The sequence below is a fragment of the Magnetococcales bacterium genome, assembly GCA_015228815.1.
In the GTDB taxonomy this organism is placed as follows: Bacteria; Pseudomonadota; Magnetococcia; order Magnetococcales; family UBA8363; genus UBA8363.
On the sequence record JADGCV010000029.1, the window covers coordinates 42,540 to 58,235 of the forward strand.

The following is a 15,696-nucleotide window of genomic DNA, read 5'->3' on the forward strand; positions in this document are numbered from 1 at the left end:
CGTAATACGCCAAGGAGAAAACAATGGCCGTACCCAAGAAAAGAATTTCCTCGTCCCGTCGCGGCGCCCGCAGGGCCCACAATGCGATCAAGCCGCCCAATCTTTCGATCTGTTCCAACTGTCAGGAACCGATCATGCCGCATCGTGTCTGTCCCAAGTGTGGTTGGTACGCGGGGCGGGAAGTGGTCAGCGTGTCCGCCGATTGAAGTGAAGCAGTGATCGGGATCAGCGCCAGGTGAACATGCGTATTGCCTTGGATGCCATGGGGGGAGATCATGCCCCCTCGGCCATCATCGAAGGGGCCGTTCAGGCGGCGCGGGAATTTCCGGAGACCCGTTTCATCCTTGTCGGTCGGGAAGAGGTGATCCTGGCGGAATTGGCGAAGGTGCGCTGCGACCGCGATCATTTCAGGATACAGCCGGCCTCGGAAGTGGTCGGAATGGGTGAGGAACCGGCCCAGGCCCTGCGGTTCAAGAAGAATTCCTCCATGAGGGTCGGCATCGATCTGGTCAAATCCGGCGAGGCGGATGCCCTGGTCTCGGCGGGCAATACCGGGGCGTTGATGGCGACCTCGCGTTTTGTCCTGCGGATGTTGCCGGGGATCGACCGACCGGCCATCGCCACCCTGGTCCCCTCAAGGACGGGACAGACGTTGATGCTCGATCTGGGGGCCAACGTCGCGTGCGATGCGAACAACCTGTGCCAGTTTGCCATCATGGGGCAGATCTATGCCACCCAGGTCCTTCATCTGGCAGCGCCCAGGATCGGGTTGCTCAATGTCGGGGAAGAGGAGGTCAAGGGGACAGAGGTCGTCAAGGAGGCGGCGGAACGGATTCGCAAGGCGTTGGGCGACCACTTCATCGGCAATGTGGAGGGGACCGATATTTATGACGGGGGGACCGATGTTGTCGTTTGTGATGGTTTTGTCGGCAATATCAGTTTAAAATCAAGCGAGGGGGTGGTTCGGATGATCTCTCATTTCCTCAAGGAGAGCCTGAATCATTCCATATGGTCCAGGATTGGTTATCTGATGGTTCGACCGGCATTGAACCGGTTCAAGCAGAGGATCGATCCACGCAAATACAATGGGGCGATGCTTTTGGGGTTGAACGGGGTGGTGGTCAAAAGCCATGGGTCGGCGGATGGTTACGCCTTTTCCCAGGCGATCCGGGTGGCGCGCGATTTGACCCTCAACCAGGTCAACCAGACCATCAAGACGCATGTCGCCCGACACAACAATGGAAAGGGGACGGAATGAACGCACCGCGGGCCAGGATCATTGGCACAGGTTCCTACCTGCCGGAAAAACGGATGACCAATGAAGAATTGGCGAAGATGGTGGATACCACCAGTGAATGGATTTCCAGCCGGACTGGGATCCTGGAACGCCATATCGCCGCCGAAGGGGAGAAGACCTCGGACCTGGCGGCGCATGCCGGAAGGCGGGCCATCGAGGCGGCGGGATGTCGTCCGGAGGATATTGATCTGATTGTTTGTGCCACATCGACACCCGACCTGGTCTTTCCCGCCACGGCAGCGATCGTTCAGCGCAAGTTGGGGGCACAGAACGCGAAAGCGCCCGCCTTCGACATTCAGGCGGTATGCACCGGTTTTGTCTATGCCTTGAGCATTGCCGATCAATTTGTCCGGTCGGGGATGTCGAAGAAGGTCCTGGTGATCGGGGCGGAAACTTTTACCCGGATCCTGGATTGGGAAGACCGGACGACCTGCATTCTTTTCGGAGATGGCGCGGGGGCCGTGGTCCTGGAGGCCGTGGAAGCGGTCGAAGGCCAGGAGAATTCGCGGGGAATTCTTTCGACCCACATGCATGCCGACGGCAGTCATGTGGAACTGTTGCATGTGACGGGCGGGGTTTCAAGCGGAAGACCGCAGGGGTTTGATGTGCGTCATGAGGCCCTGGGATTCGTTGACATGCAGGGCAACGAAGTGTTCAAGCAGGCTGTCAAGGCAATGGGTGCCGTCGCCGAGGAAGCGTTGGTTGCCAATGGTTTGACCACCAGCGACATTGACTGGTTCATTCCGCATCAGGCCAACAAAAGGATTCTTCAGGCGACCGCCAAACGGGTGGGGATTCCCGAGGAAAAGGTGGTCATGACGGTCCATCATCACGGCAATACCTCGGCGGCGAGTGTCCCTCTGGCCCTGGACGAGGCGGTGCGGGATGGTCGGATCCAACCCGGTCATCTGGTATTGCTCGATGCCTTCGGCGGCGGATTCACCTGGGCCTCGGCGTTGATTCGCTGGTAACGTGGTCACCGGGAACAATGAAGCAGGAACTCCTGATTTCCTTTGGATCCGGTGATCGGGGAGGGGATGACGTCGCTGACCTTGAGGCCGCAGGCCAGACAGTGCGTTCGTACTGTGGCTATGGCCTGATCATGGGCCATGGCCTCGCGAACGATCCCGCCCGTCGGGATCTGCTGGGGTGGCAGTTCAAACTGTGGTTTGATCAGGAGAACCCCTTCTCCGGGAGTTTTGAGTACCGTCATGAGCGGTGGCAGGACTCGTGTGAGGGCGATGAAGGCGACATCGACCACAATCAAATCGACCCCTCCGGGGAGGTCCTCGGATTTCAGATCCCGGACGTTGAATCGGTCCATGACCCGTATTCTTGGATCGGAGGCAAGTTTCCAATCCAGTTGACCATAACCGACATCCATGGCGATGACCTCTCTGGCGCCGTGATGAAGCAATACCTGGGTGAATCCTCCGGTTGACGCGCCGACATCCAGACAGGTTCGGGCGGTCACTTCAAGACCCCAGGTATCGATGGCATGGGCCAGTTTGATGCCGCCGCGGGAAACCCATGGCAATTGCTTTCCTTTCTGGCGCAGACGGGCCTGGGGACGAATCAGGGTGCCTGGTTTGGTGACCGGCGTGTCATCGACGAGAACGGTTCCCGTCATGATCAGGCGACGGGCCAGATCCAGGGTGTCGGCCAGGCCTTCGACCCAGACGCGATGATCCAGACGTTCATTTTTTCCGCTTGACACGATTCGTTTCCGTGACGTTGGTGTTCATCATCATGAAAATTGCCCTGGTCCACAATGCTTATGGTCGTCCCAGTGGCGAGGAGACGGTCGTCGCCTTTCAGAAGGCGCTTCTGCTCGAAGGGGGACATGAGGTCGTCACCTTTTTTCGCGGCAGCGACGAGATTCAAACGCTTGCGTTTGGTCAGGCACGCGCATTTTTCAGCGGTATCCACAACCCTTTTTCGCGAAGACGGTTTGGTCGTTTCCTCGACCGGGAAATCCCCGATGTCGTTCACATCCACAATCTGTTTCCCCTGATTTCTCCGGCGATCCTTCCCGAGTGTGCAGCGCATGGAATCGGGGTGGTGATGACGGTCCACAATTATCGCCTCGTCTGTCCCACCGGATTGCACCTTCATGGAGGAACCATCTGTGAACGATGCAATGGCGGGCGACCTTACGGGTGTTTCCGTCACAACTGCACCGGACAATGGAGCAAAAGCCTGGGCTATGCTTTGAGGGAGATGGTGGCACAAGGTTTGGGATCGTTCAAGAAACATGTCCATCTTTTTGCAACCCTGACCGAATTTCAACGGGGACGATTGATTGCCGCGGGCTATGATGGCGACCGGATCAGGGTCATTCCCAACGCCATCGATCTTGGCACGGCGACTGTGCCACCCATCGGGGGTGATGGGGATTATTGCGCTTTTGTGGGGCGCATCAGCCGTGAGAAGGGGATCGAGGTCTTGTTTCAGGCGGCACGATCGTGTCCGGAGATCCCGTTCCAATTGGCGGGCGGATTTGAAAAAAATTCTTCTTTTGTCACGAATGTTCCGGACAATGTAAAGTTTCTTGGACATCTGGACCGGGACACGTTGGCAGGATGGTTGCGTTCGGCACGGATGGTGCTTCTTCCCAGCATCTGGTTCGAGGGTTTTCCCATGACGCTCCTGGAGGCGATGGCCCAGGCCAGGCCGGTCATTGCCTCGGTGGTGGGGGGGATTGGTGAGATCATCGATGATGGGGAGAACGGATCTCTGTTTGCGATGGGCGATGCCGGGCAGTTGGCCCAACGGGTGACTACCTTGTGGCGGGATCGGGAGTTTGGCGACCGGTTGGGACGGAAGGGGTGGGAAAAGGTGCGAACGGTTTACTCCCGTGAACGTTATTTCAATAATTTGATGGCCGCCTATCGTCAGGTGCGTGGCTCGGGGATCGTCGGGAGTTGATTTTTTTTTCGCTTTTTGACAAAGATGGGGTTGCCAAGCGCAACGAATCCTTTTACTGTATGCACCGCAAGAGCGACTCAGGTGTCGTGTCGCGGATCTTCCAACCGGAATGCCAACAAACATCCGGCGGACATTCTGCCTCTTCACCAGCTTTTTCAAGAGTCCCGTTCGTCTAGTGGACTAGGACATCGGCCTTTCACGCCGGTAACAGGGGTTCGATTCCCCTACGGGACGCCACTTTTTTTTTCATTCAAACATTTTGCCTTGACGAGGGGCCCATGCGTACACGTGTGGAAAAGGTCCTACAGGAAATCCGACCCTATTTGCAACGGGATGGTGGCGATGTCGAACTGGTCGAGGTTACGCCGGGCAATGTCGTCAACGTCCGCCTCCGCGGCGCCTGCGGTTCCTGTCCCGGAGCAATGATGACCCTCAAAGGTGGCATCGAACGGGTCCTCAAGGAACGAATTCCCGAGGTCGTTTCGGTGGAGAACGTTCCCTGACGGCGCCATTTTTTCGCTATTGCCCTTCACCCCACCACAACGCCAGACCCCAGGGGGTCGAAATCGATCTGGTGGTCGTTCATGCCATCAGCCTGCCTCCTGGTGTATTTGGCGGCCCGGCGATCGAGGCCTTGTTCATGGGGCGGTTGGATCCCCGGGCGCATCCCTCCTTTCAGGAAATTTCCAACCTCAGGGTTTCAGCCCACTTTGTCATCGATCGTCAGGGCGGGGTGACCCAGTATGTCCCGGTGCGGCAACGGGCGTGGCATGCCGGGGTCAGTCGCTGGGAGGGGCGGGAGGGATGCAATGATTTTTCCATCGGCATCGAAGTGGAAGGGGATGCCCGAACCCCTTTCGAAACCAGTCAGTACGCAACCCTGGCCCGTCTGATCGCCCTTCTGCAAACACGTTATCCCGTCTTGAAGGGGGACCGGATCGTCGGCCACGAACACATCGCCCCAGGACGGAAATGGGATCCGGGACCTTTGTTCGACTGGTCCCGGTTGCGTGGACTTCTCGATGGTCCGGGGGATGTTGTTCCGGTTCACGACTGGCCCTTGATCTGGGAGACCTGAGAAAATGCCCCATCTGCACATCATCGGAATCTGTGGAACCGCCATGGCGGGTCTGGCCGCCCTGGCCAAGGAACAGGGATGGCTGGTGACCGGATCGGATCATGGCGTCTATCCACCCATGAGCCATTTTCTCCAGGACCTGGGAATTCCCCTTCAGGAAGAATTTCGCGCCGAAAACCTTCATCCGGCCCCGGATCTGATTCTGGTCGGCAATGCCATTTCCAGAGGAAATCCGGAACTGGAGGAGGCCATGAGCCGGGGGATTCCGTTTCGTTCGGGGGCCCAGTGGCTGTATGAGCATGTTCTCGAAGGCCGCCATCCGGTGGTGGTGACGGGAACCCACGGCAAGACCACGACCACCAGCATGATTGCCCGTCTGTTGGATGAGGCGGGTCTGGCCCCCGGATTCTTCATCGGCGGCATCCCACGGGATTTTGGTGTCGGCGCGCGGTATGGAAAAAACAGCCCCTGGGTGGTGATCGAGGGTGATGAATACGATACCGCTTTTTTCGACAAACGGCCAAAATTTCTCCATTATCATCCCAAGACACTGATCCTGCACAATCTGGAATTCGATCATGGCGACATCTATCCCGACCTTGAGGCGATCCGTGTCCAGTTTCGTCTGTTGTTGCGCCTGGTTCCAGGCAACGGGCAGGTGATGGCCAATTGGGATGATCCCGAAATCCGGGTTCTGGCGGGTCGTGCCCATGCCCCGGTGGTGACCTACGGGTTGAATCGGGACGATGTCGCCTATACCGCCCGGTTGCACAGCGCCGATGGACAGCATTGGAGCCTGTTTCACGAACAGCGGGAATTGTTCCAGGTTCATTGGGAACTTCTGGGACGACATAATGTTCTCAATGGTCTGGCGGCAGCGGCAACCTGCCTGCACCACCATGCCGACCCTGCCATGGTCAAACAGGGGCTGGAGCGATTCCAGGGGGTGGCGCGCCGTCTTCAGGAACGGTTCGCCATCGACGATATTCATGTCTATGACGATTTTGCCCATCATCCCACCGCCATGGCGACCACGATCGATGGCCTGAAGTGCAAGGTCGGTTCAAGCCGCGTCTGGGTCGTGGTGGAGCCGCGTTCCAATACCATGCGGTCCCGGGTCCATCAGGAACGGCTGGCGCCTGCTCTGGCTCAGGCCGATTGTATCCTTTTGGCCCGTCCCGCGCCGCGCGGTTCGACACCCGACAAACTTCTGGATGTCGATGCCGTTGCCCGGGCCCTCGATCCAGGCGTTCCGGGATCCCCTCCCAGGGCAACCGTGGTGGCCAATGGTGTCGAGGCGGCTGAATTCTTGACAAAACATTTAAAGAAGGGCGACCATTGTATTATCATGAGCAATGGTGGTTTTGATGGCATTCATGATCGCTTGTATCATCGTTTGAAAGAAACGCACACATGAATCGGGGATGTGGGAATGGATCGGAGCCAAAGCCTGGGGGGAAAACTTCTGATTGCCATGCCGGGTCTGAATGATCCCAATTTTGAACGTTCCGTTCTGTTCGTCTGTTCACACAACGAGGAGGGGGCGTTGGGATTGGTCATCAATCAGGCCCATCCCGCTTCGATGCAGGAGATCATGGGACAACTCGGCCTCGACTGGAACCGGCATGAATCGGCCATCGTTCATCAGGGAGGGCCGGTCGCCATGGACCGGGGTTTCATTCTGTACGAGGAATTCCTGGAAATTCCGGGCAACTTGAAGGTCGAGGAAAATCTGTTTCTCGGGACCAATCCGGACATCCTGAAATATCTGGTCGAGGGGCGTTCGACCGGTCGGTTTCTCTTTGCCCTGGGTTATTCAGGTTGGGCGGGGGGGCAACTGGAGTCGGAACTCAGGGAGAATACCTGGCTGGTGGCGAATCTGAACCGCCACATCCTGTTCGATACCCCGGTCAATATCCGCTGGGAGGCGGCGCTCCGAGGGATGGGGATCGATCCTGCCAAACTGGTGGACTGGGGAAGCCATACAACCAACTGAAAATGATACCCGGTATGCCACAAGCCGCAGTCGGGCCGGGACTTCGATGGTCCGGTTGATCAGGTGTCAGGGCGAAGGGGAAACAACAGGCGCGTTTGGTTTTTCGGTAACGGGCAGTTTCATCTCCTGGGCGAATTGCGGGTCATGAACCGTCGCGACCGGGGGGAAGAGTCGATTTATTGCGGCGACTCCTCCGAGAATGATGATCCCCGTGGCGACAACCCATTTGATGGTTTCCACCTTGGCGGTTTCAATCTCCTTGCGCAACTCTGCCTTGGCTAGTTCAATATCCCCCTTTGTAGACAATTCCTTGAGCCTGGATTCTTCCACCTGTTCCAAAACACGACCTATGGCTTTGGCATGACCTTTTGCCTGGTCTTCCGGAACACCGGACGCCGTGAGCTGTTCCACGAATTCCAGGGAGTCGAACGTGATCGTGGCCATGGCTTTTTCTCCTTTTCTTCGGAAAGCATACCATACGGGTCATTCTCTTGCCAGGACACGTTTTTGCATCATCGACCGGACCAGGGAAAACGGACGAAAAAAAACGGGTGCGATGAATCATGCACCCGTTCAAGACCCGGCATTCATGGAATGCCGGGGAGGCAGCGGTGGTTGGAGCGATCAGATCAAGGCGCGAACCTTGGCGAGAAGTTTACCCATGGCGGACTTTTCGTTGGCTCGCCCGTAGTGGGTCACGACCGTTTTTCCATCGACATCCTTGAGCGCCGGGTTGGCGCCATGGTTGAGGAGTATTTTGACCACTTCGTAACGATCATTGGCAGCGGCCAGCATCAGCGGTGAAACGCCCCATTGGTTCACGGCATTGATTTCGGCGCCATGGGTCACCAGGGCCTGGACGATCCCCGAGTATCCTTTTTCGGCGGCCAGATGCAACGCCGTGCAACCACATTCATGGCGGACGGTCTCCCTGGCGCCGTTGGCCAGAAGTGTTGCGACAACCCCTTCATGACCATTCATGGCGGCGAGCATCAATCCGGTGAACCCCGCCTTGTCTTGAAGATCGATGTCGGCGCCCGCGGCCAACAGACGTTGGGCACTCTTTGTCGAACCCCATTCCGCCGCCACCATCAAGGCCGAACGCCCTTCGGCATCGATTCGACCGACGTTGGCGCCATTGTCGATGAGCATTTGGACCAGGGTGTCGAAATCATATTGCGCCGCCTTCATCAAGGCCGTTGCGCCATGATGACCGGCCTGTTCCGGATTGGCTCCGTGGGCCAGAAGCATGCGGACAATCTCTTCGTTGCCCCATTGAACCGCCAGCGTCAGTGCCGATTGACCCCAGCGATTGACCGCGTTGACGTCGGCGTTGGCAGCCAGGAGGCTTTGGACGATCCCTGTTTGTCCATATTCGGCAGCCCACATCAGGGCCGTATTTCCCAATTTTCCTCCGTGGTTCACATCCCAGCCCGAACGAAGCAGGCGGTTCACATCCTTCAGATTGCCATCCATGGCCGCCAGGGCCATTTCATTGGCCGTCGTCGGTGACGATTCCATCGGTCTTGCAGCCCAAAGGGCCACTCCCGCTGTCATCGCAAGCACCGCAGCCAACATTTTTACATTACCCTTTCTCATGGCACGACTCCTCTGGCATTTCTTTTTTTTCTTCACCCGGGACTTCGATTCAGGTTCGCTGTCGTGTCCCGCATGATGAATCTATCGCATGCCTCGTGCCACAAAATAATGATCGACGCGCTCTTTAAATTATTATTTTAAATCAATACGTTACATTGTTAAACATTTTATTGTTGTATCAATTCTCAACATGACCATGAAAAATTTGTTCTTTTGTGGACGTTTTTTGAAGCGTAGTCTTGTGGCGTATATAAATGTAAAATACTGAAAAATAAGAAATTAATCAGGTGGGACACTTTGTCTTGAAGCATAATGTCTCATGAAACAGACTGTATCGGAAGGGGACGAACCATCTTGCGGACGGGAAAAGCGCTATTGATCGGAGAAATAAATGTCGCCAAACCATGTTCTGGCCTGACCATGACGGTTATCGGTATCGACCATGATGGCCACGGCATGAATCGTTTGAATCTCCTCGTTGAACAGACGCTTGAAATCCTGGGCGACAGGACGTGTGAAGTGTTGCCAGCCCTTCGTTTGTGTGTGGTCGTCATGCACAACCAACATTTGGACCTGATCGGAATAGGGATTGGCCCAGGAACTTCCTTCGGGGAGACGACTGGAATGGACATAATTGATGCTTCGGGTTTGCCAGAAAAAAGGACCGTCCGCGACGATGATTCCGACTCGGGCGGCAAAGTCGTCTCCTTCCCGACTCTGTTCATCATGTTCGGGAAGAGGAAGTTCAATCTTCCAGGACCAATGAAGAATCGGCCATTTTTTCAGGTCGATGGTTTCCTTTCGCAGCATCATTTCCGCGGCGTTCTCGCTGGTGACCCGAAGATGACCACCACCCGTGGCCACTTCACGGGAAGTCGATTCGAAACGCCATTGGTTTTCGCCATGCAGACTTTTTCGTTGCCAACCTTCCAGGCGTTGCCATGAAAAATCACCCACGGTCCAGCGTGCCGCGTTTCCCTGGACACTCCACAGATTGCCGGACAGCACCATCGATCCGATCATGAGCCATTTTGCTGGAGTTTCAATTTTTCCGAATCTTGAGTGCGTTTTTTTCATCGTTACATCCTTCAGTTACCGAAAATCGAATGTGAATCGGGTTGCCTTTCAAGATTGAATCCAATAACCTTACCCGACAGCGGTTCAAAGATGAAAACAAGCCGAACCCGGAAGATTCCTTCAACCAGTAGAGAGGCATAATCAATGAAGAAGCTCGCAGTTATCGGTGCGTTTTGCGCCGCAACCATGATCATGGCTTCCAGCACCGCGTCCGCGCATGACCTGGTGACTCGTGTCCCCTGTGACAGTAGTTGGTCGATTTTCCCCTATGGCGGTTGTGACCCGCACCCCCATCATTACTCCTACCATGGCACCTTTGAAAATATTTCCCGAGTGACGATCCTGACTTTTGGCAACGAAGCAGCCAAGCCACAAGTGACAGCCACCGCAACGAAGGAAACTCCCAAGGTTGTCGAAGCCCCCAAGGCTGTCGAAGCCCCCAAGGCTGTCGAAGCCCCCAAGGCTGTCGAAGCCCCCAAGGCTGGCAAGGCTGGCGGAACATCCAAACCGGCGAAAATGTCCAAGGATGCGGCGGCGAAGTCGGACACCCACAAGACCGCGGCTGAAAAAGAGGCGCATTCCCACGGTGCCGCTCCAAAGGAGGATGCCGCCAAGGGATCCAAATAAACTTTTTCCAATTCTGGTCCTTGAGAAGGCCGGAGGGCAACCTTCGGCTTTTTTTTGTGTACCCGGCAACTCTTGCCTGTTGTTTGCCGACATGGAGACTTTTTCCTGTCCGATCAACCGAATCGTGCTTCGAGAAAAACGTAATGGATCGATAATATCCATTAAAATCAATATGAAAAACTGATGGCACGAAAGTTGATTCATTTCTCTGTAAAGAAAAAAGATCCGCCAACGGACACACCATGAGGAGAGGGTTCATGATCAACGTATCGATGCTGGAAGTGACTCTGACGCAGTCCACCATGTCCACGGGGACCCATGGAAACAAGGATGGATTTGAATCGATATTCACCAGGACGGTGAACGCCAGGGCGATCGAGGTCAACTTTGACGAGGATGGTGATTTACTGGAGCCGAATCAATCTTCCGGGGGCATGGATGCGCTGCTTGCCATTTTGCATCAGCGTTCTGGAATTCGTTGTTGCTCCGACATCGAATCCAGGGAGACGGTGGAGGGACAGGACGAGAACTCGGGCATTGAAGGATTATGGGCCTTGTTGTTTGAACTTCTGGACAAGACCTCTCGCCTTGCATCGGAATTGTATGAAACCGTTCCGGAGAATGCTCCCGTTTCGCCGTGGCCCGGAGCGGAAACAAACGCCATAACGGAACCTTCGACGGAAGAAGTTCCGGGATTGGTATCCGAATCGGGGGCAGAGGAACAATTGCTCGCGGCTTGATGGTTGATCTCTTCCTCCACGGGGAAATGTGCGGCAAGGAATCGCTGGGTTGGGCCATGGTCAGGGCGTCATCCCGGAAGATGCGCCGGATTCGCGCCGTTTCAGAAAAACTCCATGATGTATTCCATCATCGATTTCTGACGTTTGCCATAGAGTTTTTCTTCCAATTCCCTGGCATTCAGTTCCACGGTTTCCTCTTCCTTGCCTTCCCCTTTCTTGGGATTTGGCGGTCCGTGGATCGTACCATGCCGATAGAAAACCTGTCGGACCGGTTTTCCACTTTCATCGTATTCGTTGGAATATCCATGCCGCTTTCCTTTGGAATAACTGATTGACCGGAGCAGTTTTCCATTGCTGTCATACTGTTCGGCAGCGCCCTCTTCCAATCCGTTTTCATACTTGACCGTAGATTTCTCTCCATTCCAACCGAATGTTGTCCAGACATCGAACTTCAATCCCTGGACATAGGTCCCTTCCACCATGAGCTTGCCGTTGGTTCCGTCTGAATTCTGATAATACCCTTTGACGGGTCCGGAGTAGGGTGTAAAACTGTCCTTGAGATAGGCGACCCCCTTGCGAATCTCGATATCGGAAGTGGTCACTTCCTTGCATCCGGAAATGAAGAGAGATCCGAACAAGAGCAGCATGAAGGTCAGGTGATGCCACCAGACGGGCATTGGCCTGCTGTCATTCCGGTCGATCGGTTTCCCTGGAAAAGGGGGCGCGGCCCAATGAATGCGGGAAACGGGAGAGAATGTCATGGACAATGGCTCCTGGTTGACCCGTCATGGGGTCCTTAGGGTTCAAGTCGGCTGCAATTGTTTTATTTTTTCATGATTTCCCATAAATTTTCAATTTTTTTCGCAAACGCCGGGCCAATATGCAAGGAAGTTTTTCTTTCTCCCGAGGGGAAAACCATTGATGGACAACGGAGTTGATCGCGGGACATGGACAACCATCGAAGAGGTCCACGTCTTGGGATGATCTGGTCGTCCCCCGTGCAGGGCGCGGATTGAAACAAACACACACACACACACGCACGCAGGAGAAGGTCGAAGCGATGCAAAAGCTCTATTTCTGGGTCATGGAAAAGGCGGGTCACCGGCATGCGGAAGGGTGGCTGGCGTTCATTTCCTTCATCGAAAGTTCGATCTTTCCCATCCCTCCCGACGTGATGTTGATCCCCATGGTTCTGGCTGCTCCGGGACGATGGTTTCGGTTGGCGCTGGTGTGTACCCTTTCTTCGGTCGCCGGGGGGTACCTTGGATATGCCATTGGCCATTTTTTCATGGATACCCTGGGAATGGCCATCCTTGAAATTTTTCATCTGACAGCAAAGTTTCATGCCTTCAAACCCCTGGTCGATGAATATGGTGTCTGGGTCATCATCATCAAGGGGGCGACGCCCATTCCCTACAAATTGATCACCATCTCCGCAGGGGCCTTCGATTTCGATCTGATGCGGTTCACCTTGGCCAGTTTCGTGGCGCGTTCGATGAGGTTTTTCCTCATCGCCATCCTGTTGTGGAAATTTGGTCCGGCAATCCGTGGTTTCATCGAAAAACGACTGAAACTGGTCATGATCGGCACCTTGTTGCTGATTCTTTCCGGCTTTGCGGTATTGAAATTCCTATGAAATCAAGATGATACTTGCGTTCAGTGATGTCCGGACATCCGGTCGATCGCCGCCATGAGAATTGCCGAAACTACAAATGTCATGTGAATGATCACCATCCACATGAGTTTGTCGTTTTGTGTCTGGTGAATATCCATGAATGCCTTGAGAAGATGAATCGAGGAGATCAGAACGATGGAGGCGGACAACTTGACCTTGAGTGACCCGGCGTCGAGTTTTCCCAACCAGGAAAGCCGTTCTTGACCATCATCAAGATTCAATTGCGATACGTGGTTTTCATATCCTGACAAGATGACCATGATCAACAGATTGCCGACCAGAACCAGATCGATCAGCGTCAGGGCGGCAAGCACCAGATCGGTTTCTTTCATGCTCCATAATAGTGGCGCCAGGTGCATTATTTCTTGAAAAAATTTCACTCCCAGTGCAATGAAAATAAGCGTCAGTCCCAGGTAGAGAGGGACCAGCATCCATCGGCTGACGAACAACCATTTTTCGATGATCGCTTCCAGTTTTTCCATGTTCTTCTCCCTCCTGAAGGTCCGCGAATGTTCCTTGAATCGAAGTTGCGACGTAAACGATTTCAACTCGTGGATTCTTCCGGAAAATCGTTCACAATGGACTGGCACTCTACAACCTTGGCCCCCGGGAAACCAGGAGTGACCCTCCGGTGTTCAAGGTTGGGAATCGATTCTTGAGTTTTGTCGGAGGAAGCTATGGGACGCCTTGCCTTTTGGAATGATCGCCATTCACGATCCGGATCGATCCCACCACCGGCACGGGTAGTGATTGAAAACCAGCATCTTCTTCCTCCGAAGGGGCAGGGGTTGGATCTGGCGTGTGGTCTGGGGGCCAATGCCCTGTTTCTGGCGCAGCACGGCATCGAGACCCTGGCCTGGGATTTCTCCGATGTCGCCATCGACCGTTTGAAGGAAATGAGCCAGAGGCAATCGCTACCCCTGACTGCCGAGGTGCGTGATGTGGTATCCTTCCCTCCATGGTCCGATGGGTTCGATTGTGTCGTCGTTTCGCGTTTTCTGGAACGCAGCCTTGCCGGTCCGATCATGGCATCCTTGAGACCGGGAGGAATTCTCATGTACCAGACGTTTCTCCGGGACAAGTCCCCGGGAATCGGTCCCGACGACCCCGCCTATCTCCTGAATCCCAACGAACTGTTGACCATGTTTTCCCGATTGCGCCTCCTGGCTTACCGTGAGGAGGGACAGGTGGGAAATCGCGCCCTCGGGTGGCGTAACGAAGCGATGTTGGTGGGCATGAGGGTCGATTGAAATGCAAAACAAGATTCCACTGATCACAATTAAACCGCAATTGCATCAGATTGGTGAACCCGAGACCCGGTCGGGGCCGGTTCTGTTCGCCTATGGTTTCCGCCCTTTCTTTCTTCTGGGATCGTTGTGGGGCGTTCTGGCGATGACCTTGTGGTTGATGATCCTGTACGGCCCCCTGGAAAGTCCGGGATTGCTCCCATCCTCGTGGTGGCATGGCCATGAAATGATCTTCGGCTTTGTCGCGGCCATGGCGGCGGGATTCCTGTTGACGGCGGTGACCAATTGGACCCAGACGACACCGCTTCGAGGGATTCCTCTGATGGCCCTGGCGGGAATTTGGCTTCTGGGGCGGATTTTCATGTGGCTGGCCCCGGAGGGGGCCCTCTGGGTGGTGGCGGCGCTCGATCTGGCCTTCCTTCCCGGTCTGATGATCGCCATCACCCTTCCCGTCGTCCGCACGAAAAAATACCATCAGGGGGTATTTCCCGCCCTGGTGGGGTTGCTGTGGCTTGCCAACCTGATGTTCCATCTTGAATGGTTGGGAATCGTTGCGGAATCGGCGGTCATGGGAATGCGCCTGGGGGTGGACGCGATCCTGTGGTTGATCGTTATCTTTGGCGGCAGGATGCTCCCTTCCTTCACCCAGAACGCACTGTCCGCCCTGGGAACCCGTGGCCAACTGCAAACCTGGCCCTTCATCGAACACGCCGCCAACTGGAGCATGGCTGTCGTCTCCGTTCTGGATCTTTTGTTTCTCGACCATTGGGCGACGGGTTATCTGTTCATCATCGTTGCCGTCATCCATGCCGTTCGTTTGAGCGGATGGCAAACCCATCGCGTCCTGAACACTCCCATCGTCTGGGTCCTGCATTTGGGCTATGCCTGGCTTGCCGCCGGATTTGTCTTTCGTGGCGTGTCGGTTCTGACCGATGGCATGCTTCCCACAACCGCCATCCACGCCTTGACCGTCGGCTGCTTTGGAATCACCATCATGGGCATCATGACCCGCGTTTCCCTGGCCCATACCGGTCGTCCTCTGCAACCCAAGGCCATCCTGTCGGGGCTTTTCATTCTTCTGGCATTGACTGCCTTGCTGCGACTCGATCTGGTTCCAATCGACTATGGCTGGGCGGTATCCCTGTCGGGAATCGCCTGGGTGTGTGCCTTTCTTGTGTTTTTCCTCGAATTCTTTCCCATACTGACCCAACCTCGTGTCGATGGTCGTCCGGGGTGATCAGGGTGGGTGTATTGGTTTGTGCTGGTTCAGCGCAAATACAACTCTGTCGCTGAGTGTTGGCGGACACTTAACCCATCTTTCGCGATTCGACCAACTTGAATAGTATAACAAATTTATTTTTAAAGATATGGCATACAAAGGTCGGCACCACAGAGGATGAATTGGTTCAATGAGCCTGGACAGTGTTCAATG

General features: G+C 55.1%; 18 protein-coding genes, 1 tRNA gene and 1 pseudogene. 14 read left to right on the plus strand and 6 right to left on the minus strand.

Features of this window, described 5'->3' with window-relative positions; genetic code table 11:
* The first annotated feature begins 23 nt into the window (after nucleotides 1-23).
* The 3 genes from rpmF to HQL76_12610 are packed head-to-tail and all read left to right on the plus strand — an operon-like array spanning nucleotide 24 to nucleotide 2,268.
* On the plus strand, nucleotides 24-206 hold the full coding sequence (rpmF, locus tag HQL76_12600; GenBank protein MBF0110006.1) for a 50S ribosomal protein L32: 183 nt from the start codon (nucleotides 24-26) through the stop codon (nucleotides 204-206).
* A gap of 29 nt (nucleotides 207-235) precedes the next feature.
* Complete coding sequence (plsX, locus tag HQL76_12605) at nucleotides 236-1,258, plus strand: phosphate acyltransferase PlsX (protein MBF0110007.1); 1,023 nt, start codon at nucleotides 236-238, stop codon at nucleotides 1,256-1,258.
* Nucleotides 1,255-2,268, plus strand: a complete 1,014-nt coding sequence (locus HQL76_12610; GenBank protein ID MBF0110008.1) for a ketoacyl-ACP synthase III — start codon at nucleotides 1,255-1,257, stop codon at nucleotides 2,266-2,268. Before plsX ends, HQL76_12610 begins: the two co-directional genes overlap by 4 nt.
* 5 nt (nucleotides 2,269-2,273) lie before the next feature.
* Here HQL76_12610 and HQL76_12615 read toward each other — a convergent pair whose 3' ends face one another.
* Nucleotides 2,274-3,014, minus strand: a complete 741-nt coding sequence (locus HQL76_12615) for a TlyA family RNA methyltransferase (GenBank protein MBF0110009.1) — start codon at nucleotides 3,012-3,014, stop codon at nucleotides 2,274-2,276.
* 32 nt (nucleotides 3,015-3,046) lie between these two features.
* Between HQL76_12615 and HQL76_12620 the strand changes: the two genes are divergently transcribed.
* The 6 genes from HQL76_12620 (at nucleotide 3,047) to HQL76_12645 (ending at nucleotide 7,299) form a co-directional block, all read left to right on the plus strand.
* Nucleotides 3,047-4,225, plus strand: a complete 1,179-nt coding sequence (locus HQL76_12620) for a glycosyltransferase family 4 protein (protein ID MBF0110010.1) — start codon at nucleotides 3,047-3,049, stop codon at nucleotides 4,223-4,225.
* Between the two features lie 161 nt (nucleotides 4,226-4,386).
* Nucleotides 4,387-4,462, plus strand: a tRNA-Glu gene (locus tag HQL76_12625).
* A 41-nt stretch (nucleotides 4,463-4,503) separates the two neighbouring features.
* The gene (locus HQL76_12630; protein MBF0110011.1) at nucleotides 4,504-4,728 is read left to right on the plus strand and encodes a NifU family protein; all 225 of its coding nucleotides are present in this window, start codon (nucleotides 4,504-4,506) and stop codon (nucleotides 4,726-4,728) included.
* Complete coding sequence (ampD, locus tag HQL76_12635) at nucleotides 4,725-5,303, plus strand: 1,6-anhydro-N-acetylmuramyl-L-alanine amidase AmpD (protein ID MBF0110012.1); 579 nt, start codon at nucleotides 4,725-4,727, stop codon at nucleotides 5,301-5,303. Before HQL76_12630 ends, ampD begins: the two co-directional genes overlap by 4 nt.
* A 4-nt stretch (nucleotides 5,304-5,307) precedes the next feature.
* Nucleotides 5,308-6,720 (plus strand): UDP-N-acetylmuramate:L-alanyl-gamma-D-glutamyl-meso-diaminopimelate ligase, encoded by a 1,413-nt coding sequence (gene mpl / locus HQL76_12640; protein MBF0110013.1) that lies wholly within the window; start codon nucleotides 5,308-5,310, stop codon nucleotides 6,718-6,720.
* Nucleotides 6,721-6,735: 15 nt separating this feature from the next.
* A complete protein-coding gene (locus tag HQL76_12645) occupies nucleotides 6,736-7,299 on the plus strand; it encodes a YqgE/AlgH family protein (protein MBF0110014.1) in 564 nt (187 codons plus the stop codon).
* A 66-nt stretch (nucleotides 7,300-7,365) separates the two neighbouring features.
* Here HQL76_12645 and HQL76_12650 read toward each other — a convergent pair whose 3' ends face one another.
* The 3 genes from HQL76_12650 to HQL76_12660 all read right to left on the minus strand — a co-directional run bounded on the left by HQL76_12650 (nucleotide 7,366) and on the right by HQL76_12660 (nucleotide 9,921).
* A complete protein-coding gene (locus HQL76_12650) occupies nucleotides 7,366-7,743 on the minus strand; it encodes a DUF1640 domain-containing protein (protein ID MBF0110015.1) in 378 nt (125 codons plus the stop codon).
* 180 nt (nucleotides 7,744-7,923) lie between these two features.
* Nucleotides 7,924-8,898 (minus strand): ankyrin repeat domain-containing protein, encoded by a 975-nt coding sequence (locus tag HQL76_12655; protein ID MBF0110016.1) that lies wholly within the window; start codon nucleotides 8,896-8,898, stop codon nucleotides 7,924-7,926.
* Between the two features lie 372 nt (nucleotides 8,899-9,270).
* Nucleotides 9,271-9,921: a DUF3047 domain-containing protein gene (locus HQL76_12660; GenBank protein ID MBF0110017.1), complete on the minus strand. Its 651-nt coding sequence runs from the start codon at nucleotides 9,919-9,921 to the stop codon at nucleotides 9,271-9,273.
* A 444-nt stretch (nucleotides 9,922-10,365) separates the two neighbouring features.
* On the opposite strand from HQL76_12660, the pseudogene HQL76_12665 reads away from it, so the two are divergent.
* Both HQL76_12665 and HQL76_12670 read left to right on the plus strand, forming a co-directional pair.
* A pseudogene (locus tag HQL76_12665) lies at nucleotides 10,366-10,455 on the plus strand (30S ribosomal protein S6).
* 404 nt (nucleotides 10,456-10,859) lie between these two features.
* Nucleotides 10,860-11,342 (plus strand): hypothetical protein, encoded by a 483-nt coding sequence (locus HQL76_12670; protein ID MBF0110018.1) that lies wholly within the window; start codon nucleotides 10,860-10,862, stop codon nucleotides 11,340-11,342.
* A gap of 101 nt (nucleotides 11,343-11,443) precedes the next feature.
* Here HQL76_12670 and HQL76_12675 read toward each other — a convergent pair whose 3' ends face one another.
* A complete protein-coding gene (locus tag HQL76_12675; protein MBF0110019.1) occupies nucleotides 11,444-12,103 on the minus strand; it encodes a hypothetical protein in 660 nt (219 codons plus the stop codon).
* A gap of 299 nt (nucleotides 12,104-12,402) precedes the next feature.
* On the opposite strand from HQL76_12675, the gene HQL76_12680 reads away from it, so the two are divergent.
* Nucleotides 12,403-12,978 carry a DedA family protein gene (locus HQL76_12680; GenBank protein MBF0110020.1) on the plus strand — a complete coding sequence of 192 codons (576 nt, stop codon included), beginning with the start codon at nucleotides 12,403-12,405 and terminating at the stop codon, nucleotides 12,976-12,978.
* 20 nt (nucleotides 12,979-12,998) lie between these two features.
* On the opposite strand, the gene HQL76_12685 is transcribed toward HQL76_12680, so the two are convergent.
* Complete coding sequence (locus tag HQL76_12685) at nucleotides 12,999-13,490, minus strand: TIGR00645 family protein (GenBank protein ID MBF0110021.1); 492 nt, start codon at nucleotides 13,488-13,490, stop codon at nucleotides 12,999-13,001.
* A gap of 204 nt (nucleotides 13,491-13,694) precedes the next feature.
* Between HQL76_12685 and HQL76_12690 the strand changes: the two genes are divergently transcribed.
* On the plus strand, nucleotides 13,695-14,267 hold the full coding sequence (locus HQL76_12690; protein MBF0110022.1) for a methyltransferase domain-containing protein: 573 nt from the start codon (nucleotides 13,695-13,697) through the stop codon (nucleotides 14,265-14,267).
* Between the two features lies 1 nt (nucleotide 14,268).
* Nucleotides 14,269-15,501, plus strand: coding sequence for an NnrS family protein (locus tag HQL76_12695; protein ID MBF0110023.1), 1,233 nt, complete (start codon nucleotides 14,269-14,271; stop codon nucleotides 15,499-15,501).
* The last annotated feature ends 195 nt before the right edge of the window (nucleotides 15,502-15,696 follow it).